The 26,935-nt window shown below is 67.8% G+C and carries 9 protein-coding genes; all 9 read left to right on the forward strand.

Annotated elements, in window-relative coordinates:
* From QHF84_RS08110 to QHF84_RS08150, 9 genes are read left to right on the forward strand one after another with little or no spacing between them, the layout of a single operon-like run.
* Positions 1-2,367 carry a putative baseplate assembly protein gene (locus QHF84_RS08110; RefSeq protein WP_281312619.1) on the forward strand — a complete coding sequence of 789 codons (2,367 nt, stop codon included), beginning with the start codon at positions 1-3 and terminating at the stop codon, positions 2,365-2,367.
* 1 nt (position 2,368) lies between these two features.
* On the forward strand, positions 2,369-4,828 hold the full coding sequence (locus QHF84_RS08115) for a phage tail protein (RefSeq protein ID WP_281312620.1): 2,460 nt from the start codon (positions 2,369-2,371) through the stop codon (positions 4,826-4,828).
* Entirely contained in the window at positions 4,825-5,775 is a 951-nt protein-coding gene (locus QHF84_RS08120; protein WP_281312621.1) for a hypothetical protein, read from the forward strand. Before QHF84_RS08115 ends, QHF84_RS08120 begins: the two co-directional genes overlap by 4 nt.
* Before the next feature lie 21 nt (positions 5,776-5,796).
* Positions 5,797-7,086 carry a hypothetical protein gene (locus QHF84_RS08125; protein WP_281312622.1) on the forward strand — a complete coding sequence of 430 codons (1,290 nt, stop codon included), beginning with the start codon at positions 5,797-5,799 and terminating at the stop codon, positions 7,084-7,086.
* A gap of 49 nt (positions 7,087-7,135) precedes the next feature.
* Positions 7,136-8,983 (forward strand): hypothetical protein, encoded by a 1,848-nt coding sequence (locus QHF84_RS08130; protein WP_281312623.1) that lies wholly within the window; start codon positions 7,136-7,138, stop codon positions 8,981-8,983.
* A 23-nt stretch (positions 8,984-9,006) separates the two neighbouring features.
* Positions 9,007-13,455 (forward strand): hypothetical protein, encoded by a 4,449-nt coding sequence (locus QHF84_RS08135; RefSeq protein ID WP_281312624.1) that lies wholly within the window; start codon positions 9,007-9,009, stop codon positions 13,453-13,455.
* On the forward strand, positions 13,452-15,158 hold the full coding sequence (locus tag QHF84_RS08140; protein WP_281312625.1) for a hypothetical protein: 1,707 nt from the start codon (positions 13,452-13,454) through the stop codon (positions 15,156-15,158). Before QHF84_RS08135 ends, QHF84_RS08140 begins: the two co-directional genes overlap by 4 nt.
* An 18-nt stretch (positions 15,159-15,176) precedes the next feature.
* On the forward strand, positions 15,177-25,907 hold the full coding sequence (locus tag QHF84_RS08145) for a hypothetical protein (RefSeq protein ID WP_281312626.1): 10,731 nt from the start codon (positions 15,177-15,179) through the stop codon (positions 25,905-25,907).
* Positions 25,898-26,908 (forward strand): hypothetical protein, encoded by a 1,011-nt coding sequence (locus QHF84_RS08150; protein WP_281312627.1) that lies wholly within the window; start codon positions 25,898-25,900, stop codon positions 26,906-26,908. Before QHF84_RS08145 ends, QHF84_RS08150 begins: the two co-directional genes overlap by 10 nt.
* The last annotated feature ends 27 nt before the right edge of the window (positions 26,909-26,935 follow it).

The following is a 26,935-nucleotide window of genomic DNA, read 5'->3' on the forward strand; positions in this document are numbered from 1 at the left end:
ATGCCGATCGTCCCTCCCCGCCTCGATGACCGCAGTTTTGAGGATCTCGTCGACGAGCTCGTCGCGCGCATCCCGGGGCATACCCCGGAATGGACGCACCCGCGGGTCGGAGATCCCGGGCGGACGCTGCTCGAGCTCTTCGCCTGGCTCGCGGATACGATTCTTTATCGCGCGAACCTGATCCCGGAGCGGCAGCGGCTCGCCTTCTTGCGCCTGCTCGGCATCCGGATGCGGCCCGCCGCCGCCGCGACGGGGCTCGTCGCCGTGCGATACCCGGAGAGCGAGCGAAAGCTCCTGCCGACCGTGGTCCTGCGCCCGCGCGCGACGGTGAAGGGGCCGGCCACGTTCGAGACGCGCGCCGAGCTCACCGTGCCCCACGTCTTCGGCGAGGTGTATTGCAAACGCCCGCTCACCGACGACGAGCGCACCGCAATGACGAAGCTCCTGCCGGGGCTCAGGCGCGTGTATGGCCTCGACGCGAACGAGACGGCGTCGTTTTACAAGACGACCCCGGTTTTTCCGGGCGGCGCCGCCGAGCCGGCGGGGTTCGATCTCGCCACGCGCGCGGTGGATCGATGCCTCTGGATCGCGCTCCTCGCGCCGAAGGTGGATCCGGTGCCGCCCCAGACGTCGGCCGCAGCCGCGGCGGCCGCGGTGACAGCGCTGCGCGAGGATCTCGAGGGCAAGACGACCGGAGCGCCGCGCGTCCTCTCCGTGGGCATTGCTCCGGCGATCGTGGTCCCGGAGCTCTTCGAAGACATCGGCCCCCGCGCCCGCGTCCCGCACACGTGGGAAATCATCGTGCAATCGCCGGCTGGAGCCGAGCCGACGTATCAGAGGCTCGCCGTCGCGCGCGACACGACGATGGGTTTGACCCGCACGGGCGTCGTAGACCTCGTCATGCCCGGGGGCGGGATCGATGTGCCTGCCGACGACGTGCGAAAGGATCTACATGCGGGCGTCGGCGACAGGCCGCCGCGGCTCGACGATCCGGACAGGGCCTCGAGGCTCGTCGCGTGGATTCGGCTCCGGCCGACCGCGCGCGTCGAATCACTCGCGCTCGCGTGGGCCTCCGTGCACGCCGTCGAAATCGAGCACCGCACGACCGCGACGGGCGTCGTGATCGGAGAGAGCAACAGCACGGCCGACCAAGAAATGCGTCTACCTGCGCGGTCCGTCGAGGAAGACTCGCTCGAGATCGAGGTCGAAGAGCCCGGGCTCGGGTACCGGGCTTGGCAGAGGATCGACGATCTCGTCTTCGCGGGCCGCGACGAAGCCGTCTTCGAGCTCGACGCCGAGGCGGGCACCATTCGATTCGGCGACGGCGCGCGCGGCCGTATTCCGGGCTCCGGGATGCGCGTGCGCGTCGCGCGGGCGAGGGCCGGCGGCGGGAGCGCGGGCAACCTGCCGCCCGGCACGTTGAAGGAGCTCGACGCATTCACGGTGACGGGCGTGCGTCCAGGCAAACTCGATGTATTGCAGCGGCTGGCGACGACGGGCGGGAAAAACGCCGAGACCCTGGCCGAGGCCGAGCGGCGCATCCCCGCGACGTTGCGCCACGGCGAGCGCGCGGTGACGGCCGACGATTATCGCAGGCTCGCGGCGGAGACCCCGGGCGTGACGCTCGGCCGCGTCGAGGTGCTGCCGCGATTCAAGCCTCACCAGCGCCGCGAGGACGTGCCGGGCGTCGTCTCCGTGATGGCGTTGCCCTTCTCGGGCTCGTTACGCGCGCCGAACCCGCGGGCCGATCGGCCCATGCTCGAGGCCGTGCACGCGCACCTCGACGCGCGCCGCCCGCTTGCGGGCGAGCTTTACGTGATCGGGTGCGAATACGTCCCCGTGGGGGTCGGCGTCGGCATCACGATACGCGAGGGGTTCGGTCGCGAGGCGGTCATCAATGCGGTGCGCGAGATCCTCGGTCGTTTCTTGTGGCCGCTCCCGCCGGGAGGGCCCAATGGCGCGGGCTGGCCCATTGCGCGGTCGGTGCGGGATCGTGAAATCGAGGTCGTCGTCGCGCAGGTCCCGGGCGTCGAGACGATCCTCGGCGTGCGCCTCTTCAGCGCCGGGGCGCTCGTGAAGCTCCCGCCGCGCGGCGACGGATCGATGGGCGCTGCTCGTTACGAGCGCGTATTGACGCCGAGAGGCAGCGCCGCGCAGAGTTCCGCGTCCGCCGAGGCGCAGCGCTTCGTCGCGCTCGAGGGCGGGGGCGCGCCGGTCGAGTTCGTCCTCCGGCCCTGGCAGTTGCCCGAATTGCTCGGCGTCGTCGTCGACGCGGACGGCGCGGTGCCGACGGATCTGCATGCGAGCCCCGATCCTTTCGCGGGCGAGCGTGGGATCGCGGTGCCGGTCGTGCCGGAGGTGTGCTGACATGGATGCGAACAAGCAGCGCTTCTGGATGCTCGCGGAGCGCGCTCGCTTTTCGCCCGCGACCGAGCAAGACGAGCATCGGATCCGTTTCGAGGACGAGCGTCGCGCCTTGCGCCTGCAAAGCGTGCTCGCGGATCCGCCGTGGCGGGATGCCGATCAAATCGTCGATCCGAGCATCATCCTTCCGTACCTGACGAACGTGCCGGCTTCGATCGATCGATTCGGCACGTGGGCGTATTTCGACGGCATAAGCGTCGTCGCGGCCGGCGCGGGGCCCGAGCCGCACGTGCTCCTGGATTCGGCGGCGCTCCTTCCGTACGGCAACGTCACCGACGTGGCGATCGGCTACGACGACATCCTTTATGTCGCGGCCGGCGGAAACGTCGTATTGCTGGACCTACGCCGCCGGTTCGCCCCGGTGCTGCTCTCGACCCCGGGTTTTTCGGCGTGGCGGCTCGCGGCGCACCCGGCGGGCGGCTGCGTCGCCCTCTCGGGCCCGATCGCGCCGGGGCAGCTTCAACCGACGCCGATTCCCTCGCCGATGAGCGCCCGCTTCGCGCGGGTCGTGGGGCGCCCCCTGCCTTTCGTGCCCCCGGAGGCTCCGCCGGGGGTCTTCGAGCCGAGCGAGAGAAACCCGAATCCGCCCGAGATTTCGATGCAATCGCTGGGGCTCTTCAAGGGGATACACCCGGCCGCGGTCGCCGTGAGCCCGGGCGGGCGAGTCGCTGTCGTCTGCTGGCGACAGCCGGCGCAGGATGGGACGATCGCTCCCGCGGAGCTGCGGTTCGTCGGGGAAAACGGTCTCGGCGACGCGATCCCGCTCCAGGGGCTCTCCCGTCCGACGAGCTTCACGTGGCTCGCGGAGGATACAATCGCCGTGATCTTCCGCGTCTCCGAGGGCACGATGCTCGGCGGCAAGGCCGTCGCGCTCGCCTATTCGATCGGAAAAGATGGCGAGCCCGCGGTGCCGCTCGGCGATTATTATCCACTGCCGCCGAAGACGACTCATTTTTTGCACTCGGTGTCCTCTCCGCCTCATTACGATCCCGGTGCAGGCGAGCCTCCGGCGCCCTTCCACCAGGTCTCGTTTCCCTCCTATGCGACGAGCGGCGAGATGGAGAACGCCATGGGCGACGGCGTCCCGCCGATCGACGCGGGGCAGCCGGGCGCGACGTGGCACCGCATCTACCTCGAGGCCTGCTTGCCCGTGCGCACCGGCGTCCGCGTCTTTCTAGCCGCGACGAATACGCTCGAGCGCCCGTCTCGGGAGGACGCGGGCGCGTGGTACGAGCACCTCTTTGGCGACGTCGAGCCTCGATCGAATGCGCCCGACGTGCCGCGGGGCGCGTGGGTGCCCGCGGCCTCCGAGCTGCCCTTCCACGAGGGCCTCTTGTCGGGCGACATCGAGCCGGAGCGGAGGGGGCTCTTCACCGCGCTCGTCCAGCGCAGCAACAGGCGCGTGCGCTCGCTCCGGGGCCGTTATCTCTGGGTGCGCATCGAGCTTGTCGGCGACGGCCGCGCGACGCCCGAGGTCGCCGCGCTGAGGATGTATGGCCCCCGTTTTTCCTACTTGAACCAATACCTGCCCGAGCTCTATCGGGAGGAGATCTTCGGTGAGGAGGCCGACGCGTCTCCGGCGCGCGCAACGCCCGCGGATTTTTTGGAGCGTTTCCTCGGGATCGTCGAGGGCGTGCTCACCCCGATCGAGGATCGCGTGGCGAGCGCTTTCATGCTCACCGATCCACGCAAAGCGCCGGACGAATCGCTCGAATGGCTCGCGAGCTTCATCGGCCTGAGCTTCGATCCGCTCGTCCCGGAGGAGCGGCGCCGGCGCCTGCTGGCCGCGGCGCCTCGCATTCGGCCCTGGCGCGGGACGCTCCGGGGGTTGTCGCTCGCGCTCGATGCGGTCACGGACGGCGCCGTCTCCCGGGGAGCGCTCGTCATCGTCGAGGATTTCAGGCTCCGGCGTACGTTCTCGACGATCCTCGGGGCGAACCTCGACACGGAGGACGACCCGCTCCTGCCGGGGCTCGTCGAGAGCGGTAATTCCTATGTGGGGGATACGCTGTTTCTGGGCGCCGAGGGGCAGAAGGAGTTCCTCGCGCTCTTCGGCGAGGGAATCGAGCAGACGGCCGCGGAGCACGAGGCCGTGGAGGCCTTTTTCGAGAAGCTCGCGCATCGCGTGACGATCCTCGTCCACGAGGCGCTCCCCCCGGCCGACATCGCGCTCGTGCGGCGCTTGGCCGAGCTCGAGGCGCCTGCGCACGTGCGTGTCTCCGTCGCGCGGGCGAGCCACCCGTTCATGGTCGGCATTGCCTCGCTCGTGGGCGTCGACAGCTTCCTCGGCGCGCCGGTTTTGCCGGGCTCGGTGCGCGTCGGTCGGAGCGCGCTCGGGGTGCGCGACGTCCTCGCCCGTTTGCCCAGCCTGGATCCGAGATTGGAAGGAGGAGATTCGCAATGAGCACGCCGAAGGATCCCCTGCTCGAGGCGGAGGCGCCCGATCGCGTCCATTACGCGACGGGCGTGTTGCTCGATGCCGAGGATTTCGTGGCCGAGCAATCGTACCATCGCGGCCGGCTCGCGCGGGCGCTCGCGTATCTGCACGGATTCGGGACGGTGGCGGGCCTCTTGGTGCACCACAAGCCGCCCGTGAACGGCAGCGCGGAGGAGCTCGAGGTGAAGCCCGGGATCGCACTGGATCCCCTCGGGCGGCTCGTCGAGGTGCCCCGAGCCGCGTGCGTGCGCGTGAAGCGCTGGTACGAGGGGCACGACGAGGATGTCTTCAATGGATCGGTCGTGCGTACAGACGGCAATTACGGCATCGGGCCGGCGACGGGAGATCCGAACCTCGCGCGCGGCGTCGTGGCCGACGTCTTCCTACGCTTCTCGAGTCAGCCGCGCGGGAAAACCCCGGCGCTCGCGGCGGGCCCGTTCGACGCGACAGACGCCGTCCAGCCGGCGCGAATGAGGGACGGATACGAGCTCCGATGGGTGCTGCGCACCGAAAACACCGTGCCGCCCGTCCCCGTAGCGCCGTGGCCTCTGCCCGAGGGCGGCGTGCCATTCACCAATCCCGCAGATCCGAGCGATCTCGTGCAGCGCCGCAGGAACGTGCGAGACACGATCCTCTCGTCCTGGCATGACAACCGCGAGGCGCAGCTCGAGGCGATCCGGAAGGACACCTTCCTGCCCGAATCGATGCGCAAGGATCCGGATACGGTGGACGGAGATCCCGACCCGGCGTGGATCCTGCTCGCTCGGGTCGTCATCGGTATCACGGCAGGGCAAACCGAGACGGCCGACGACGGTACGTCGCGGCCGCTCCGGAATGGCACGGTCTTCGTGGACAAAGAGCACAGGCCTTTCTCGTTGTCCGCGGCGGCACTCTCTTGGTGGTTGGGATTCTGAGGAGCGACCGAGGAGATGGCGATGTCCTTCGATCCGACGAATGTCCCCGCACGGGGCACCCTTTCGAGCGAGGATGCGGGAGCGCTGCTCGCGAAGGGCGCGCTCGTTGCCGACGACAGGCGCGTGCGCTCGACCTATTTCGACGGCCGGTTCCTGACCGCCAAGGATCTCACGCGCGACCAGGTCCATTTCCTCACGCGCCAGGCCGATCTCGGGCGCGCCATCGGCGGCGGCGTCGTGAGCGGCCTCGTCGTCGACATGGGCACGGTCCGCGGCCGCTCGGATGGAACGATCAAGATTTCGCGCGGGCACGGGCTCACGCTGGGAGGCGAGATCGTCGTGCTCGGCAAGGACGTGACCCTGCGCGTCGACGGAATCCCCGAAATGCAGCAGATCGACGCGGCGCTCGGGCTCGCGCGCATCCCGAATGCGCCGACGCGCACGCGCACGGGCCTCTACGTCCTCGCGCTCCGGCCGGTCGAATACACGACGAACCCCGTCGCGTCCTATCCGACGGCGCTCGACGGCGGGCGGTCGACGCACGACGCGGACATCGTGGAGGCCGTCGCGATCACGCTCTTGCCTTATCCTGAGCGCATCGCGACGGGCACGCTCGACGAGCGCCGGAGCCGCGCGGCCCACGCGATCTTCGTGGAGCGCGCGCGCCCGGGCACGCGCGAGGATGCGCTCGCGCTCGCGCTCGTCGCGCTCGATCACGGGACCCTGCAATGGGTCGATTCGTTCCTCGTCCGCCGCGAGGTCGCCCAGGAGCAAGGCAACATCCTCGGCATCAGCGGCCCGTCGCGACCGCTGCGAGAGGCGCACCTGCTCCAATACGACGCGCACCTCTCCGACGTCCTCGAGGCGCGCGCGCTCATGGGTCGCGGGCAGTCTTTCCCGGCGATCGACCATTTCCTCGCGTTGCCCCCGGCGGGGCGCTTGCCGCTCGCGGCGGTCGACGTCACTGCCGGTAAGCAGTGGTTTTTCCCGCCCGAGGTCGAGGTGTCGCTCTCGGTCGTGCCGGACGACGAGCTCGGCGCGGTGCTCGACGAGGCCGCGCACTTGCCGCCCATCGATTTGAGGCTGCAGGGCGTGGCGCTCGAGGGCGCGAGCGTGATCGTGCTCATCCCGGTGCCGCGCGCGCAGATGGACGAAATGATCGCGACGCTCGGGCCCGCGGATCTCGCCACGACGCCGCAGAACCAGGCCGCGTGGGCGGCCGCGATCGCGCAGACGTCCGGCGGATCGTTGTGGTTCGTCCGTCGAAAGAATTTCACGCCCACGGGGGCGCTGAACTTCCCCGAAATGTGAACCGAACGCGCGAGCCCCGTTTCGAGCTTCAGGAGCCCAGGAAATGGCGATGTCCTCCAATCCGACGACGGTCCCGGCGCGATACAACATCCCGAGCACGCTCGCGCGCACCCTCGCGAAAGACGGCGCGCTCGTCGCGGACGATCGGCGCGTGCGCTCGTCCTATTTCGACGGACGTTTCCTCACTGCGAAAGATCTCACCCGCGATCAGGCGCATTTTGCGACCCGGCAGGCCGATCTCGCGCGGGGCGTCGGAGGCGGCGTCGTCCAGGGGCTGCGCGTCTACCCAGGGATCACCTCGCACGTACCCGATGGGACGATCAAGATCGACCGCGGGCACGGCATCACGCCGGGCGGCGAAATCGTGGTCCTCGGCGAGGACCTCACGCTCCGGCTCGACGCCGTGCCCGATATCGAGAGGCTCGACGCAGCGTTCGGGATCTCGCGCATCCCGAGCGCGCCGGCCCGTCACCGCACCGGGCTTTATGTCCTCGCGCTCCGCCCGGTCGAATACACGGCGAACCCCGTGGCGCAATACCCCGCGTCGCTCGAGGAGGGGCGCGTCGCGCACGACGCCGATGTCGTCGAGGCGGTCGCGATCACGCTCATCCCGTTCCCGGAGCGCGCCGCGAGCGGATCGCTCGAGGAGCGCAGGCACCGCGCCGTGCACGCGATCTTCGTGAGGGGAGCCTCGCCCGGGGCCCGTGAGGACGTCCTGCCCATCGCGATGGTGGCGCTCGATCACGGCGTTTTGCAATGGATCGATCCCTACCTCGTGCGCCGCGAGGTGGTCGTCGAACGGACGCACGTGCTCGGGGCCGGGAGGCCTTCGCGGGCGCAGCGCGAGGCGCACCTGCTGCAATACGATGCGCACATCTCCGAAGTCTTGGGCGCCAGCGTCGATCAGGCCCAGAGCGGGCCGATAGCTGCGACCGAGCGATTCCTGGCATTGCCGCCGGTCGGGCGCATCCCGAAGGCGTCGATCGACATCACGGGAGGCAAGCAACACTTCTTTCCGCCGGAAATCGAGGTGTCGATCGGCGGCGTACCGGAGGACGAGCTCCCGGCGGTGCTCGACGAATGCATGCTGATGCCGCCGATCGATCTGACACAAGGGAGCGAGTCGCTCGAGGGGACGAGCGTGATCATCCTCGTGCCGGTGCCCCGCGAGGCGATGCTCTTCACCGGCGCGTATTCGCTCAGGGACCTGGCGTCTGCGAGCGGCGACGCGGCGTTCTGGCTCTCGGCGATCCAGTCTGCCCCCTCCGAGACGGTTTGGTACGTGCGGCGGAAGAATTTCCTCTCGGCCTCGGCGCTCGGTGCGCTCGAATTCCCGGGGTACAACCCCGATGCCATCCCGCCACCACCGCCGGACCCGGTCGGGCCCGCGTGGGCGTTCATATCGACCTACCTCGCCGATCTGCAGCTCCTGGTGAATTACGAGATGAAAATCGTGGACCTCCAGAACGGCGAGGTCGACGAGGAACTCGTGCTCGCCGTTGCCGCCTTGCTCCAGTTCCACGCGAACGACACGCGCGTCTTGCGCTGGGGGCTTGTGGGCGAGCTGTTCGCCCCTGCAGGGACATTCGCAGACCCGGCGGTGGTCGGGCCGAGGTTCGCCACGCTCGACGCGGGGGCGCTGTCCGATATCAAAAACGCCGTCGAGGGGTCGACGCTCGGGGTCACGGAAGCATCGGCCAAGGGCTTTGCCGAGTGTCTGTGCGTCCCCGAAATCGTGCGCTACGTGGAGGGCGATGGCCAGGGGGACGGTCTCGCGAGGATCGGGCAGTTCCTCGACGGCAGCTCGACCGGAGACCAGATCGCGGTCCTCCTGCAAACCTACTTCCATCCGAACACACTCCGGATCACCGGGCCGTCGGGGACCACCCGGCGCTGAGACCTGAAGGGTAAACCTGCACCATGCGCGTCCGACCCATCGCAATGCCGTTCGACGGCGAGCACGCCGTCGCAGTGGAACCCCAAATGGCGCCCGCCGTGGAAGCAGGGTGGCGCGCGCGCTCGAATCTATATACCGGACGAACCCTGACCCACACCACGCTCGCGGGCGATCAAGCCGCGCGCGAGGGGCGGCTCGCCATCGCCGGTCAATGGGTCACGCCCGGCGTCGTCGCGGGGCTCGACGTGCGTTTTTCGCTCGTCGCCGAGAAGAAAGTGGTCAACGGCACCGAGACCACCGTCATGGTCTCGTACGTCGAGGTGAGCCCGGGCCGAGGCCTCACCGCGAGGGGCGAGGACGTCGTCGTGCCCCGCAGGATGCGCGTGAAGTCGATCGACGTGATCCAGCGCAGCCAGGCGTTCTTCCAGCCGCCCACGTCCGATGGATGGCCCGCCGGGAGCTTTCATGCAGGGGTGCTCGTATTGCGGCCGGTCGTCTGGGAGCGCAAGGATCCGGTCCCCTTCGATCTGGACCCGGAGGATTACGCATTCGAGGATCTACGCATCGTCGAGGGCTGCGAGCTGCTCCTGCACCCGTGGCCGTGGGTGCCCGCCGCGTCGACGCGCAACAAGATCGCCTGGCAGGTCTTCGAGAAGGAGCGCGCGCTCGCGCCGGGCGAGGTTTTGCCGTGGGAGATCGAAGGCGTGCCCATCGGGCTCGTCTCCTTGCTCCCAGAATCGGAGACCGGCCATCCTCTCTTTTTCGATCGGCACTCGGTGGTTCGTCGCGGCGGCGTCCCGCGGGCGCGCACCCGGCTCTTCGGCGGAGGAAGCGCGCGGCTCTGGCAGGCGCGCGTCGAGCAGTTCGGCGACGAGATCACGTCACTCGATCCCTCGAGATTCGATGACAAAACGGCCATTCACGATTTCCGGTGGCTGCCCCCCGTCGGTGTGTTGCCCAGGGCCGCGATAGACTTCATTCAGTTGAATAGCGAGTTCGCCCCGTGGTCCCTGCAATGGCAAAAGCGGTTCTTTCCTGGCAACTTCTGGGTCGAGGTCTCTCCGGTGCCCATCGAGCAGCTCGACGGGATCCTCGCCGCGTGCGCGTCGCTGGCGCCTCTCGATACGGAGAAGCCCACTCGCGTCCGCTTGCTCGTACCCGTGACCGAGCGTGATTACGAGCCAGGGCTGCTCCAGCCCGAGTTCGTGTCGCCGGCGTTCGGAGAGGCCATCGGAAATGGGCTCACCCGCCTCTCGGAGTGGCTGTGGCGCAGGGACTACGTGCGCGAGCGGCAGACGCTCCTGCTCGACTCGCTCGAGGGTAAAAAGACCGATCGGTTCCCGTCGGTCGACGCGGGCGCCATCGCGAACGAGCCGGAGCCCTCGTATCCCGAAGCGACTCCCGAGAAGGAATACGGCACCGACGGCGACCTGATCCCCGCCATCGAAGAGGCGCTCGCAGCGCGGTGGCTCGACGGCACGTGGGAAGATCCTCGGACCCTCAAGGACAAGATCAACGAAGTCGCCGACATCTCGCTCGCGCGCGCCGCGGACGGGGCGCTCGAGGGGCTCGTCGCCAGCGAGATCGGCGCACATTGGATTCGCCGCGACTCCGTAGGCTATCGGGTGACGACCTTGCCCTTCGGATCGAACGAATCGATGTCGAGCGCGGCCGCCGTGAATACGGGGGGCCCGCACGTGGACCTGTTCGGTATAGTGGTTTTTAATGGGCAGCAAGGCCAGCTCCGCCGCTGGCGCTGGTCGAGCACGCTCGGGCGATATGAGATGAGCACGGCCTACACCGGGTTCAATCCCACGGCCTCGCTCGCGGCCGTATCCCTCGGCAATGGGTACGCTGCCGTCTTCGTCGTGAGCGGCAACGTTCTCCATTGTATCGTCCAGAGCCTGTCCAGCAATCTGAACGTGGTCTACTCGTCGCGGCAGCTACCCAGCTCGCAGGTGTTCAACGGCTCCGTCTCGGCGATCTTCCACGAGGGAAAGGCCTACGTCTTCGCAGGCGTCTACGATGGCACCACGAAGCTCACCTGGTATTCGGCGACCATCAACCCCTCCACTCCATCCGTCGCGTGGTCGGCGCAGGCCGTGAACGACGCCGTCAAGCCGGCGACGACGAAGAGCATCGGCCTCGTCGCCACGAATTCGTCGAGGATCGACGTCGTCGTGAACCAGGACGACGAGCCCATGATACGCGGATGGCTCGAAAACAATGTTTTCCAGGGGATCGAGCAGGTGACCGGGGAGGACCCCATCGGCTCGTTCGCGGTCACGCAGCGGCGCGAGGGGCTCCTCGATCTCGTTTATCACGATAAATCGCACAACAGGGTCGTTCATCGGTTGCTTGGCGGGGCGAATTCGCGCGTGATCGCCGCGGGGGACTACTATGGTACGATCATCCTCGACGCGGTGCGCACGCCCGAAGGCGGGTTCGAGGTGATCGACGCCCTCCAGCCGCCGGCCGGCGGTGGGTACACCCTCCATCATTACGTGAAGAAAGCGGACGATGCGCGCCAGATGATCGCGCAGAAGGGCCTCCAGGGGCTCGTCGCGGAGATCGATCAGAAGAGGCAAAAGGTCGAGGATTTCATCGAGAGCGGGTTCCTCCGCGTCCAGAGCGAGGTGCAGCGCGCGAGGCAGCTCATGATCACGGGGACGACCGAGGCGAGCCGGCTCGCAGTGTCGCCGGTCCTCGGCGTCGCCATGGGGCAGAGCCCGGCCGCCACGCGATACGATCTCGAAGGTCTCTTCCGCCGCACGCGATCGCGCAACGAGCGCCGAAAGCTCAGCCTGCCCGACGCGGTGGAGGCGCTCTCGGACGCGGCCAACACCAAGGCCGACATCCTCGGCAGCGTCGCGTGGCTCGTCCGCGAATACGATCTCGACACGACGAAGCTCGTCATCCGAGGCCTCGCGTACCTCGAGGGGGAGCTCGTGGTGTTGGCCCAGAAAAACGGCGAACGGACGAAGGTCGTCCTGCGCGAGGACATACCCCTCGAGCTCGTGTATTGGTCGAACAGCGCAGTCCAGGCGGTGATGACCCGGATCAAGGCCGAGGTGGAGCGCATCCCCGCCACGCTCGTCCACAGCGGGCTCTCGTGGGCCGAAGGCGATTACTTCCGGGCTGCGGTGGAGCTCCACGAGCATTCGCTCGCGCTCCTGCGCGATCTCGAGCGGGTGGCGGGGGGGCTCGTCGACGTGGCCGAGTATTACGAGAAGGTCAAAGCCAAGATCGAGGAGTTCGTGAAGGAGGCCGGCGTGCGCCTCCAGGAAATCGAAGGCGAGGTGGCCGAGGCGCGGGTCGACATCACCGCCGCGCGCGCGCTGCTCGCCGAGGAAACGATCCGCGTCGACGGGGTCAATGCGCGGCGCCTGGACGTCTTGCAGAATCGAGTGCCGTATTTCGTGTACCACCGGCCCCGCGGCATCGACCCCGCGGCAGAGATGCCCGCGGTCGATCTCATCCCGGGATCACTCGGGGCCATCCTGCCCGCGGCCTTCGCGACGACGGTCGAGCCGCCGGACGATCTGCGCGAGCTTCTCGATCTCTTGCGCGACGCGCCGAGCGGCTGGTTCACGCAGGGTCCGGTGATCCTGCGGGATTTGGACAAACTCGACATTCTCCGGCGCGCGCTGCTCATGGCGCGGGCGCGCGCGGGCGTGGCGCCCGAGCGGGTGTTCGTCGCGGTGAGCCCCGCCGCCGTGAAGCTCACGGGGATGTGGAACGCGTGGTCGGGGGCGGTCAAAAACAAACGCGTCGCGTCGGCGGGTTACGTCATTCGCGCGAAAGAGGAGCAGAGCCTGAGGGATCTGCGGCGCGCCGCGGAGGAGATCGTTTCGCTCGGCGATCTGGCCTCGGGAGAGCACGGCGGGCCTCGCGTGGCCCGGCGCGCGGCCGAGGAGCTCGAGCACATCGCACGCGTCGCGACGAGCGTTTATCTGCGCTTCGGCAAGGTGCCGGCGACCTTGCGGCTCGCGTGGTCGGAGGTCATGGGGCCCTACGATCCGGCCGTGGGCCTGCGGAGCCTCGCTGCATTGCCGCGATGGGACGAGGTCGACGTCGTCCTGCGGCTCCACTTGCAGGCGCTCGTCGATTGGCTCTTCTCGCGCGTGAATGCGGCCGAGCCCGAGGCGATGGGCCTGATGAACGACATCGTGCGCGCGGCGCTCCTGCTCGCGAGCCACGTGCCCGTGGATCGGCTCGTGTCGGGCCCGGTGGCGAAGGACGTGCTCGCGAAAGTCGGCGGGCTCTTCGAGGTGACCGTGGACGCGGAGCGGCTGCGCGCGGGGATGCACGCCATCGTCGCGGTCGAGTCGAATACGGTGCAAGGGGTCGTGGAGGATCTCGGCCCGAATGCGGCATTCGTGCGCGTCATTCGCGCGACCGCTTCGGCCGTGCAGATCCCGAAGGGCGCGACGGTCACGTTCTCCGAGCCGTCCTCGGGGGGGAATACGTGACGGTGGAGGCGCTGCGGCGTGTGGGGACCTTGCGCCTCCAGGCGAGGCGCGAGGAGCTCGTGCGCCGCGGCGCGCTTTTGTTCGAGGACGCGCTCCGGACGGCTTCATTACCGGGGGCAGGGCCGGGGCGGGTGCTCCTCTTGCGTTGGCTCGATATCGGCGTGATACGCGCCGACATGCCGCCCGCGAGCGTGGCGCTCGCGCTCGAGCAGCGGGTGTGCGCACTCGTGTCGTCCGCGGTGCACGGCGAAGATCCCGGTGCCGAGCGCGCGGAGGTGGTGTTTTTCCGCGACGAAATCGAGCCCTTCGTGGCGCTCGCGCGGCGCTTGGGTCGGGGCGCGCGCGCGGACGCGTGGTTTTGGCCGCACGCGGCGCCGGGGTTCGTCCCGGGGATGGGTCGCGAAGAAGCGCTGCGATTTGCGCTGCGGGGCGTGATGGAGACCGGCGCGGGGCCACTCGCGGCGGCGGCGCTCGTCGAGGCACTTTTTTCGACGCGCGGGGCGCTCGAGCCGCTGCTCTTCGTTTTGCGATGGCAGGAGGGAGCGGCGCTCGTACGGTCACTCGGAGGGATGACGGCCGAGGCGCATCCGATCGTCCAGACAGACTCGGCGAATGCGGCCGCGCTTTCGATACGCCCGAGAGCGTTTCGCGAGACGATCGCTCGGTTCGCCGCGAGCTGGGGGCCGAGCGACGCGCGATCGGTATGGCTCACGGCGATGTTTATGTTGATCGAGGAGCCCGGTCGAATCGCGGATCCGCGCCTCGCAGAGCGCGCGGCGGCGGTCGCGGCGGCGCTCGTCGCGACGAACGGAGACCCGCAGGAGCGAGGGCAAACCACGACGAAGGACGAGGCCGTGGCAGAGCCGCCACTCGCAGCGCCGGCGCCCGCGGGCGAGGTTGTCGAAACGAACTCGGCGGGCGGGCGTGTCGCATTCGAAGGAAAGCCAGCGCGAGACGGTGAGGAGACGGACGGAGCGAGCGTGGGCGTCGCGGGCGAACCCCGCCCGGAAAAACCCCGCCCGGAAAAACCCCGCCCGGGCGGACCTCGTGAAGGGGGTGGGTTGTCCGAAGCTTCGCCGAGGGGCGTTTCCGACGAACCCGCCGTGGCCGCGCGGATCGCGGGCCTTTCGGGGCTTGCAAAGGAAGCGCGTGTCGGGAAAGTTTTACCCGACGCGGTGGACGAAGAGCCCTGGACGCCGGGGGGCTGGGGCGACGGAATTCTGCGGCCCACGGTGGTCGGCGGCTTGTTTTTCTTGATTCCGGTGCTCGAGCAAATCGGGATTTCGGCGCGACTCGAGGCCGATCCGCGCCTCTTCGACGTCGGGCTCGCGGCGCGCTTCTTCGCCAGCGTCGCTCGTCGTTTCGGCGCGCCTGCCGAAGATGCCGCGCTCCTCGCGCTCGGCGGCGATCGCGTGGACGCGAGCTTCGAAGACCCGGCGCTCGGGGAGGAGGTCGAGAGGCTCGTGCGCGAGCTCCTGCTCGAGGCGCGGAGGTTTTGCCGGAGAAACCTCCGGCTCGGGCTACGCGACGTGGTCTGCCGCCCGGGCCGCATCGGGTCGACGCGCACGCACATCGACGTTGTCTTCGATTTGGAAGCGGCCGACATCCGCGTGAGGCGAACTGGGCTCGATCTGGACCCGGGATGGGTGCCTTGGCTCGGCCGGGTGGTGAGGTATCATTATCTGCACGGCGCAGACGCGTGAAGGGGAGCCCGGGAAGACATGCCGCCCCAATTCGCACAGAGCCCGACGACGACCGAAAAAAGCGCCGCGGCTTCCACGCGCAGCAAGTCCGCCGAGCCCTCCGGCAAGGCCGGCCTGCCGGCGTATTTGAACAAGCACGTCGAGGACCCCGCGAAGCAAAAGGAGCGCGAGCGGTTCGAGGAGCTCGACGCCGCCGTCACCTCGGCGGAGTGGAGGGCGTGCGCGGGTGATTTGATGGTCTGGGACGCGGATCCGCTGCCGCCCGGGCTGAGCCCGAAGGATTTTCGGAGCGCCGCGTATGATCTGAAATGGAAGGGCGTGACCGGCGACGCCCCGCTCGCCGCCTTCCTCGAGGCATTGCCGCCGGAGCGTGCGTCCCACAAGGAGGCGCTCGCCGCGGCGACGAAGGATCACGCGGCCGACATCAAATACGTGATGACGCTCGATCAAGCCATCGTGCAGTTCACGTCCGGCGGCTCCGCGGCGAATGCGTCGTCCGCCTTCCTCGGCACCTATCTGCCGATCAGCCCCGACGGCAAGCGGAACATGCAGGCCGACCCCTCGCGGCTCAACGCGCTCCGCAGCTTCACGCCCAAAGCGACGCGGAGCGAGACGGCGGAGCTCCGCGAGGCGGCGCGCGTCGCGATGCTGCAAAAGCTCGAGGCACCCGCCGCCCCGGCGATCGGAGCGCCGGAGAGCGACAGAAAGGAGCGCGAGGAGATCGAGGCGGCATACAAGGAGCTGCACAAGAAGATAGACGCCGCGCTCGGGAAGGCGCCGCCGTCGAAGAAATACGCGGAGCGGAAGCTCGAGGAGAAGCAGCTCGCCACGATCAAAGAGCTCATCCAGGCCGCGAAGCCGAAGGTGCGTGATCGCCTCTATGCCGACACGTCGCTGATGACGAAGCTCAGGCAATACACGAGCGTCACGCAGATGGATGACCTCGACGCGGAGCTCGATCAGACGAGCGCCGTCATCGCTCGGATGATGCAGGCCCGGATGGCCACGGCGGGATCGCCCGACAAGGCCGTGATCGACGCGCTCGCGTCGTATTGCACCGAGCATTCGGGGGAGACGGGCCGGGCCGCGCGCGATCGGCTGATGCGCGATCAGCGCTTTCACGCGGCCTTGCGCCCGCCGATTTCGACGCCAGCCCGCCGGAGGGCGCTGCGCCTCGTCGAGAGCGGAATCGACGAGCCCACGCCGCTCGACGGCGTGCATGCGGCGGTCGCCGCGAGCAACTCCGTCGATCTCGGCGCGGCGCTCGCGAAGCTCCTTTCGGATCGCGAGACGCTCCTCGAGCTCCGGTTCGATCTCAAATTCCACCATGCGATGCTCTCGTTTGAGGGAACGGTCACGGTGGATGGCCTCACGGCTCGCCCGTACGACCTCTGCCTGCAGGCCTGGGGTTTGTCCGGGGCATTCAAGTTGCCCGGTTCGCCCGACGCGCAGGTGCAGGAGAACGTCAGCGACAACGTGGACCCGCCTTCGCAGAAGGAGCTCGACGAGCTCTACGAGAAGGTGTTTTACCCGAAGATCGACGAGCTCTACGCCCAGCTCGATACGTGGACGTACGTATCCGACAGCAACGTGCTCGGCATCCTGCACGGGTTTCAGGCCGATGTCGCGAAGGAGCCTCACGTCACGATCGTACGACGCGGAAAGATCGCGCCGGGGCCGAAGTTCCTGGAGCTCTACGAGCAGAAGCACGGCGCGGGGCTGCGCGCGAAGATCAACGCGGGGATCGACGCGGGGGCGAACCTCGCCGAATGCGAGCGCGTGCTCGGGATCCGGTCCGATTCGGCGGCGACCGACGCCGCGCAATCCAAGGACGATCTCCCAGGGCCACGAAAGACCGCCGGCCTCGAGCAGGCGCTGCGCGAGGTGCTCGCGGACGACAAGCCGGTCACGTTCTGGATCCACAAGTGTGCGCAGAAGATCTACGACGAGGTCAACGAGTTCTCGTACGCCGACCTCAGCGATATCCAGGCCGCATTCGACGAGCTGAAATCCCACGTCACGGAGGCGAAGCTCAAAGAGGTCGGTGACCTGACGGGCAAGGGGCCGCCCAATTTGTACGTGCTCCACGAGGCGGCCTATCAGGAGCTCGGCGGGTCGCTGACCGTCGATCTCACGAAGAGGACCACGCTTGAGGAGAGGGCCGGCGCGCTCGCCGCCGTCGGCATGAACCAGGAGGCCATCGACCAACGCAAATACGGCGACGACACGACCGCGCAGCGCCGCGCGATGCTCGAGGCGGCACGGAAGAAGGCCGCGGGCGAGCTCTTCTCGTTGCTCGAGCGGGCGAACGGTTACAACTCGCCGGCCATCGGGCAGAAATACGCCGAGGCGAGGGCGCCGAAGCCCGAAAACCTGCCCCCGAACAAGGAGGGGGACGCGGACCCCGACGCTGCGGCGGAGCTCGAGACGTTTTACCGCGCGGAGTATGGAATCACGGTCGCGCACCACTTCGTGATGACCGCCGAGCGCGTCGCGAACGATCCTTACCTGTCGCAAGGCAAGAAAAAGGAGCAGATCCTCACCGAAATGGGCGGGCCCGTCGAGGCCGCGCCGATCGTGGTCGCCGTCGACGAACTCGCGATCAAGGACAGGTTCTCGGTCTCCCCGGAGTTCAGCGAGAAGACGGCGGAGCAGATCGCTTCGGAGATCCAGGCCGAGCTCAAGCAACCCTTCCCGCGAGCCCAGATCATCGGCGACAAACTCGCGGGGTACCTGCCCGAGGAGCAGCGCCTCATCCAGGCCCATTTCCGCAAGGCGAGCGGAGGGCTGGATATACGGTTCTTCGTGCAATCCCACCAGGCAAAGCGGGTGCCGCAGGGCCAGGGAGGGCTGCAAGGCAGCCGCGCCGAGGTGGAGCGATTGCTCGATCTGACCGAGAAGGGCAAGAGCTCGTTCGCCGTCAAGCTACGTATCTTCGCCGAGGCGGGCGACGTGGACGCGATTTTCCGCGCGATCGAGAGCGCCAAGCCGGAAGACAGGAGCGCCGCGCTCGCCGACGGGCGGACGATGGCGGCGCTGCGGGGCGCCGGCCGTGACGTCGAGTGGAATCGAATCTACAAGGGCTTGAAGAATCAGGCCGACATCGTCGACATCATGGAATCGCGCGCCCACGGCACGGGCGGCGTCTCGGGGCTCTTCAGCTTCACGCACGAAGAGGGGATGCGCAACGACATCCGCGCCTACATGCGCCGGCGAAAAGCCGCGCTCGTGAAGGAGGTCGACGCGGACGAGGCGTTCCAGAAGAGGTCGAAGGAGGAAAAAGGCGCGGAGATCATGCGGCGCATGCGCGAGGAGTGCGTGCGCACGTTCGCGGATCCGAACCTGCGAGCGATCATCGACGGGGAGCTCTCGGGCGCCGAGATGTCCGAGATCCAATCGATGGTCCTGCACGGCGGCGAGGCGGCGCCCGAAGATCAGGTGCTCACGGGGAGCGATTGGAGCGACGCGGACGGGGCCATTCTGCCGAAGCTCCGCACGCTGTCCGACGCGGATCGGGCACGACTGCGCAAGGACCCCGAGTTTTTGATGAAGCTCGGGGACATGCTCGACGACCCGAGCGAGATGCGGCAGGCGATGAACATCCTCCATGGCACGACCGCCGAAAACCCGGCGGAGGGCGGGGAGGATCACCTGTCGGCGCTCGAGGCGAAATCGCGCCCCTATCCGACGTATTACGCCGGCGGGGGAGGCCAATCCGCAGGAAAAACCTCGCCGGGCGCCCGAGGAGCGCCCCGGCACGCGGACGCGCAGGAGATTCTAGATCACCTGGTGCAGTTGTCTCCGGAGCAACTCCGGGCCTTGCTCGCCGACGCGTCGCTCGTCGAGCAGGTGCGCAGGGCTTGCAGCCACGACCCAGCTCGGTTCGAGATGATCGAGCGGATCCTCGATTTCGACATTGAATCGACCGGCGCACCGGACCCGATCGCGGGCGCGAACGACGCGATGGCGAAGGCCAAGGCGCGGCTGCGCGTGATCGAGCACCAAGCGAAAACGGGGCTCGTCGCGGCGTCGATGATGTCCTGGAATGCGACGCTCCGGCAAGCACAGGCGGTTTACCGGACGGAATGCAAGATCGAGCAAAAGGATGGGAAGAAACCGGCGGGCGAGCCGAAGACGGAGGAAACAAAACCCGCCGCGCCCCCGGCGAAGACGGACGGCAAGAAAAAGGAGAAGACGTACGGGGACGACGATCTCTTCGCGAAGGTAGGCACGACGTCCAAAGAGGAGAATACCGCGGCGCGCAAGCGGGTATGGCAGGACGCCGAGGTCGAGGTGAGGGCAAACCTCGCGAAATCGGGCAGCGGTACGCCGTCCGACGTGAACGCGGGCGACGTGATTGGCAGGGCGGTGCTCGGAGAGCAGGATCCCACCGACGCGTATTTCAAAGAGCAACTGGGGATCGACGACGACGAGGAGGGAATGCTGGCCGCGGTGCGCGGGGCCTCGAACGAGCACCTGATCCACGAATGGACCTCGGTCACCCGCGCGAAGCCGCCGCCCGGCGGGAGCGCGGAAGATACGCTCCAGGCAAAATACGACGCGTGGGTCGCGGCGCGCAAAGAGGAGGAGGCGGCCGAGAAAAAGGAGGCTGAGAAAAACAATCCCAAAGGGCCCGAGGCGAGCACGCCGCCGACGAGCGACGAGGTTCGACAGCCGAACGATACGAGCGCGGCCGCCAAGGCGGCCGAAGGGCCCAAAGGCCCCGACGGGAATGCCGCGCCGCCGCCCGCACCGGTCGAAAGTGTGTCCGGGGTCAACGAAAAGGCCGCGCCCGAGCCGGAGCCGAAAAAGCCGCCGGAGCCCTACCACACGCGCACCCTGGTGGCGCGCGCGGTCTTCGCGGGTCACGTCATCGACGTCTCGAAGAGCTTCGACGATCTCGTCCTGAAACATACCGGCGGCGCCTTCGCGGACGACGCCGACTACACGGCCGAGGACAGGAAAAAGCGGCGCGCGCGAGACAACAAAGAATACACCGACCTACGCAAGCTCGTGCGGGACCGCATCCCGGGGCTGCCGGCCGCGATCATCGCGTCGGCGATCGGCGCGCCGCAGGGCGCGAACGATGCAGAGCAAAGCGCGGAGCTCGCGCTCATCCAGGGACCGACGCGCGCCGCGACGACGCAGTTCGAGTTTTTCCAGGACGATTACAAGCTCCAGCGGACCCGCGACGGCACGAGCGACGCGGGCTTCGATTTCCAGGCGTCTTTCGGCGTGAGTGGCGGCTCGCTCGACATCGCGAACGAGGAGTACCGGGCCGCGCTGCGCAAGGCGCGCGTCACGCAAAAAGAAAAAGGCGAGCTCTACGGCGACGTCACCGAGACGGAGGCCGAGGAGGAGATCGCGCCGGCCGCGGAGCGCGCCAAAGAGGCGCTGCAGGAGTTCCGGCAAGCGAAGGCGAAGGTCGCGAACATCGCCGCGACCGTGGTGAGCACGCTCGTGGCCGCGGTCGTGACGGTATTGACCGCGGGCGCGGCAGGCCCGCTCATGGTGGCGCTCGCGGGCGCGCTCATCGGCGCGAGCTCGGCGGCGGCGGGCGCGCTCGTGCACGAGGCAATCGAGGGCAGCGATTACGAGCTCGGAAACGAGGGGCTCAAATCGATCGCGACGGACGCGGTGATGGGCGCGGTGACGGCGCTCGGCGGATACTGGGCCCGGAGCGCGCTCGCGAGGATCGCCGAGACGCGCAAGATGGCAGGGGCCCTCTCGGCAATCCAGAAATCCATCAAGGAGATGCCGCCAGCGACGCAGTTCTTGATCGAAGCTGCGGAGCAGGGCATTTACGGGGCCGCCGATACAGCGTTCAATGGTCTCACAGGGAGCGCGGCGGCGCTCTTGAACCCGTTTGATCTGGTCAAACACGGGCTCAACGAGGGATGGCAGCGGAACCTGAAGGCGGCGAAGGAGCGTTTGGCCTCGGTGCCCGGCGAGGCCTGGCACGCGTTCGTCACGGGTGCGCTCCAGCATTCGCTTTCGCAAGGCGCAGGTAAGCTCGGGGAGAAGGCGCGGAAGAAGCTCAATCTGCCGGAGAAGGCTCACCCGCCGCCGGCGCCCGTGCCCGCGGGCAAACCTGGCGACGTGAATCGGTTCGTCGCCGCAGCGTCGCCGAAAGGAAAGGCCGCGCGCGCGCAGGCGATCGCGATGATGCGCGGCAACGTGGAGCAGGCGCCGCTCCAGGCGCTCGTCGAGCTGATGACGAGCGAGGAGACCTACAGGAGCAGCGGGAACATCGGCGACAGGTACCTCGAGCACCTCGGCGGTGGTTTGTCGCAAGGGATCAAAGACACATGGATGTTCCACCACCGCGAGCGGCTCATGGCGACGCGGAGGGTGAAGCGCGCGGACGAATTGCTCACGAAGCGCGGCCTGAAGCCCGAAGAGGGCAAGGGCGATACGGGCAGCCCATATCGCACGAACCCGAAAGAAGATTCGGGCGGCCCGAGGATGACCCCGGCCGAGCACGAGTCGTACATGATGCACGCGCTGCGCGGCCAGCGCAACGCGGAGGCATTGCCAGGTCGCGCCGAGGACCTTGCGGTCGCAGATCCGGAGATCTGGCTGCGTCAGCACCGGGCCGACGTCGCCGAGCGCCACGAGAGCGTGATCGCGAGGGCGAGGGATTCGTACAAGGAAGCGCGCAAGGAGGGCCGGAAGGAGACGGTCGAGGAGCACCTCGACGCGCTCGCCGTCCAAGAATACCAGGCGCTCGTCCAGGCGAGGCACGGCGAGCCTGGCGTCTCGTTCGAGGATTTCGCCGACGCGATTCACGACTCCTACCGGCGGCAGAAGCAGGACCGCGGGGAAGAGCGGGTGCGCGACGCGGAGAAGAGGCTCGAAAATCATCCAAACCTGCTGACGGACGCCGAGCGAGCAGCCTATCTCGAGCACGTCCGGCGTGATGAAGACCTCGACTTTGCGCATTGGAGCGGAAACGCCGCGGTGCCCAAGCCGGAGGCCTGGCTGCGCAAGCACCAGAAGGAGGTCATCGATCACGTCGACAAGGCGATCGCCGAGGCGGAGGCGCGCGCGAAGAAGGCCCGCGACGAGGGCCAAATCGAGCAGATGTCGCTCGAGGGAATGGCGCTCGATGTTTACAGAGCGCTGGCCCGCGCAAATCACGGCGTGGCCGGGGTCGATCCAGCTTCGCTTCTGGCCTACATGAAGGCACGCGGGGTGCGGCACGCGGGGCGCAACGAGCACGAGCGGAGGCTCGCGCACGGGCTCGCGCCGGGCTCCGTCGAGACGCTCACGAAAAAGGGCGCGCAAGCCCTCGCGGCGGCAGGAATCAAGGGGACCGTCGAGATTTACGTGACGGGCGGCGGCACGGTTCGTCCGAGCAAACCACCGGCCACGGCGGAGCTCACATTCGCGGACGGAGACGCGCTCGACGTCGTGATCGTGGTCAAACCGGACCCATCGGCGCCGAAACCCACGCCGGCGCAGATGGAGCGCGTCGCGAAAGCGATGAGCGAGGACCCCGTCGAGGGGCGAAAGCACGTCGAAAAACCCAGCGACATTCGACCCGGCGACAGGTTCGCCAAGATCGCGGTGAAGGCGAGGGCGGTCGGGGAGCACGAGTTTTACGCGGAGACGACGAAAAAGAGCGCAAAAGAGCCGCTCGCGCGCGGAGACACGCAGACGCCGCACGCGCCCTTCCGGATCGAGGGCGTTTCGGCGGCTCATCGGCCCCCGTCCGCAACTGCGGAGGGACACGGAAAACGCAAGCCGCGCGAGATTTACGACCAGCACGGGCCGGTGCGTTCACCCGAGCACGCGCTCGAGGCGCTCAAGGACGTCAAGGGCTGGGCGGACATCAAGGCGGCTTACAAGAACGATCCAGCGAGCGCGCAGGCCATCGTCGACGCGCGAGAGATGTGGGTCGACAGGACCCTGAAGGAGCTCGGCGACAAATACGGCATCGAGCTGCGCGCGGTTGGGAGCACGTCTCTCAGCTCCGATTACGATTTGCAGCTCATCGCGAAGCACCTCGTGAAAAAGGGCGAGGCGGGCGAGAAGCAGCACAACATCGCCAAGGTGGTGGCGGAGTTCAACGAGGCGGCGCGCAAGTTGTTCGGTGCCGAGTCGGCCACGGCGCTCGACACGAACGTCTACGATTACGGCGAGGCGATGCACCGCGCGTACGGGTACGCGCCCGATTTCATTAGCGACGACGTGCAGGTCCGCCACGACAACGACCGGCTGCAGGACATCATGTCCCTCGCGAAGGTCCGCCGGTACATCGGTCCGGACGCGCAGGAGAAGGGGCTCTCTCGGAAGGAGGCGCAAAAACGAGCCGAGGAGGCGTGGAACGAATACACCAAAAAAGAGCTCGAGCTCGCGCCACCGGAGATGCGGAGCGAGATCGCAGCCCGGATGCAGGAGGCACAGAAGCGGTTCCTGGACGCCGAAGCCAAAATCGACGCGCGCGCGGCGAAGATCGAGGCGGATGCGAAGGCGGACGGGCCGGAACACGCGGGGGCGGCGGACGTCCGGCTGCGCGCGGCGAACGAGCTCTACGCCGAGGCGCTGGGCAAAGTCGACGCGTGGCGAAGGGAGCGCGACGCCGCGCTCGAAGCGCTGGCGAAGGACCCGAACAACGACGAGCTGCGCAGTTCCGTCGACGAGTTGACCCTTCGAATCCGCACGCAAATGGCCGTGGCGGCGCTCTACGCCAACGAGGTCTACAACAGCGAAGGCGCGGTTTTGCACGTCGTCGGGGGGCAGGCCGGAGAGGGCAAGACGCTCAGCGATGCGCACATGATTCAATCGATGCGCGAGCAGTTCGGCGACGCGCTGAAGGACCTCTCGCCCGACCATTACGGATCGGAGCCCGACCGCGCAGCGGTGCAGACATCGAAATACCTCGGCCGCTACCTCGAAAGCCTCCGCCACCTCGAGATCCCCAAGCTGCTCGACGGCGCGGCGGGCACGCTCGGGCCGGAGCGCGTCGCGGAGCTCAAGGCGATCATCGCTGCATTGGAGGCCATCCACGGACTCAAGTCGATGCGCTCCGATCCCACGACGTTCGACGAGGCCGCGATCGAGGCGGCGCTCCGCAAGCAGCCCATGAAAGAGCTCGTCGGTCCCGACGGGAAGCTCGACATCGCGGCGCTGCGCCGCGTTTTGATCGACCTCACGCAGGCGGCGACGGCATTGGCGCGAGGAAAAGCCGCAGAGAAGGCTCCGCCGCCAGGCACGGAAAACGAGGGCGCGGGCGGCACGTACGGGAAGGACGTCTACGAGGGCAAGGGGAGCGTCAACAACGACAAGCTCACGGATTGGGCCAAGAAGGCCGCGCAATCGGGGCGCGAGCTCGTGCACAAGAGCCAGATCGTCGATGCGCCGGACGGACTGAAGCTCGCCGTGCCCCACCCGGACGACCCCTCGAAGACCATTCTCGTCGAGGTGACGCTCGAGGCGGTCGCCGTGCTGCCGCCCGGGCCTCACGAAGAGAATGGCGTCGACGAATCGGGCCCCGGACGCGTCATCGTGAAATACGAAGGCGGAAAGTGGACCGCGCAGGTCCTCGTGCGACGTCGCCTCCACCCCAACCAGGAAGTCCCGCACGTGCTCGTGCACGAGCTGTCCGAGGTCGCCGACATCGTGTACAAGCACCCGGAGGCGTCCAAGGAGACCATTCGGAAGGAACAGCAAGCGAAGGTGTGGAAGAAAGGCAGCACGGAGACCGATATGACCGCGCACGATCGCGCGGCCGTCGAGGAGCTCGTGTCGCTGCACGATGGGATACCGAAGAAGGAGCGGAACATCGAGACGATCCGCGGCAGCCTGGATGCGAACGAGCAGCTCCTCGCCGCCGACCGCGTCGAGCTCGACAAGTTGAAAAAGACAGCAGGAGCCGACCCCGCCAAGATCCAGGAGCTCGAAAATGAGATAAATAAGAGAGAGAAGGGCATCGTCTCGCAGAAAAATACTCTCAAAGAGAAAGAGGACGAGCTTCGTCCCCTGGTCGCTCGGCGTGGCCGGATGCTCGAGGCCATGGGGCTACGCGACCCGGCCGACCTGCCGAAGAAGCTCGAGCTCTTGCGAAAGGCGGGGGTGCCCGATGAACTCGTGGAGCGAATCCACGACGACCTGGCGCTGCCCGTCCAGCAGAGGGAGGCGGAGGCCGCATACCGGCGTTACGAGGCGGGGCCGCGGCCGCAGGCAGGGACGGTCTTCTTGGATGCGCACGTCATGCAGCACCTGATGTACCCCAGGGACCTCCACAAGACCGAGGAATTGTGGACGGAGCGCGGGCTCTCGGGAGGACACGACGACAAACGGGTCAAAGAATGGCTCGCGCACCGGCCCGAGATCGAACTGGTCCATATCAAGAGCAAAACACTCCCGGACGGCACCGGCGTGCATCTGTACGAGCAATATCGCTGGAAGGGCCCGGGCGAGGTGCCGACGAAACCGGACGAGCGGCCGGGCGGCTCGATGTGCGACATGTCCAAATGGATGAAGGCCGACCAACCCAAGACGACCGCAGACGATCCGGCCGCCGTCCTGCGCCTCGGCGAGGATGCGCTGGTGGCATGGCATGCGAGCGTGAAGCCCAGAGACGACAACGATCGATTCGGGCGCGACAAGGACGGCAAAGGCACGGCTGCGACGAAAGACGGCGTCGAGCTCGGCGGGTACTACGAGGCGGTGCCCCCGAATGCGCCGGCGACGGCCTACCAGTTCGTCCTGATCACCGTATACTTGGACGCACGATGGTTCTGAAAGACGACTTGACGCTGGACGTGGATGGCTTGCGGCTCCGCTTGAAGCAGACCGAGGCAGGGCCGCTGCTCGCCACGGACCATCCACGCGACGACCCGCGCTCGACGCTGGCGTACGTCGTGAACACGGCGCTCACGGGAGGCTGGTCCGACCTCGAAGAATCGATCATGCAGCGCCGGGGCACGAACGTCCCCCAGGCGATGGGCGCCACGCCCGTGCGCCCCGAGGACGTCGCGTACGCGGACCGGTTGAACTGGCGCAACCTCGGCGGGAGGACGCTCGACGATACGGATGCATTCATCATCGGGACGACGTTCACCAGCGCCGACATGATCCTGCCGGGCAAGACCCTTCTCCGGATCCTGCGCAAGCTCGGTGAGCTCCGAGGACAGCGGCCGCCGTCGGGAGAAGCCGAGCCCGAGGCGCCCCACACCCCCACGGAGCCGCCGTTTTCCCTGCTCACGGGCAGCACGGCGATCGAGCTCGACGAGCGGGCCGCGGAGCTCGACATGGTGGCGCGCAAGACCCCGAAGACGCCCCGGGACGAGGGGACGGAGCTGGGCGGGCGGACGTGCTTGCTCATCGAAATGGATGCCGCGGGCCTGTTCGAGGAGGGCGGCGAAGAGGAAAAACGTCAATGGCTCGTCGAGGCTCGATTGACGGCGCTCCTCGGGTATTACGACGCCGGGGTGGCGCTCCTTCGCTACCTGCGGGATCCGGCGCGCAAGAGGTACATTCCGGACGCGCCCGAAGGCGAGGGGGTGCTCGACGCGTGGGTGTCGATCGATTGGTTTCGCCTGGGCATACCGACGCCGCCCTCGATGAAACCCGTGAATTGGCTCGGCTTCTGCGAGCGCACGTTGCGGGAGGCCGAACCCGATCCGAGCGAGGACGAGGGGGAGGTCTACACGACGATCGGGAGCGAGAGATACCATATCGAATGGCGCAGGGACGTCCGCAGGCCTGCCGTCCTCCGCGCTTCCGTGATGGTGCGATCTTGACCGCGCCGGCGCGCGGCCGATCCTCGT

The organism is Polyangium sp. y55x31 (assembly GCF_029946505.1).
Classification (GTDB): Bacteria; Myxococcota_A; Polyangia; order Polyangiales; family Polyangiaceae; genus Polyangium.

Excerpts from the sequence above, each read along its gene's own strand:
- QHF84_RS08110 (WP_281312619.1), top strand. The coding sequence starts at position 1 with ATGCCGATCGTCCCTCCCCGCCTCGATGACCGCAGTTTTGAGGATCTC.
- QHF84_RS08115 (WP_281312620.1), top strand. The coding sequence starts at position 2,369 with ATGGATGCGAACAAGCAGCGCTTCTGGATGCTCGCGGAGCGCGCTCGC.
- QHF84_RS08120 (WP_281312621.1), top strand. The coding sequence starts at position 4,825 with ATGAGCACGCCGAAGGATCCCCTGCTCGAGGCGGAGGCGCCCGATCGC.
- QHF84_RS08125 (WP_281312622.1), top strand. The coding sequence starts at position 5,797 with ATGTCCTTCGATCCGACGAATGTCCCCGCACGGGGCACCCTTTCGAGC.
- QHF84_RS08130 (WP_281312623.1), top strand. The coding sequence starts at position 7,136 with ATGTCCTCCAATCCGACGACGGTCCCGGCGCGATACAACATCCCGAGC.
- QHF84_RS08135 (WP_281312624.1), top strand. The coding sequence starts at position 9,007 with ATGCGCGTCCGACCCATCGCAATGCCGTTCGACGGCGAGCACGCCGTC.
- QHF84_RS08145 (WP_281312626.1), top strand. The coding sequence starts at position 15,177 with ATGCCGCCCCAATTCGCACAGAGCCCGACGACGACCGAAAAAAGCGCC.
- QHF84_RS08150 (WP_281312627.1), top strand. The coding sequence starts at position 25,898 with ATGGTTCTGAAAGACGACTTGACGCTGGACGTGGATGGCTTGCGGCTC.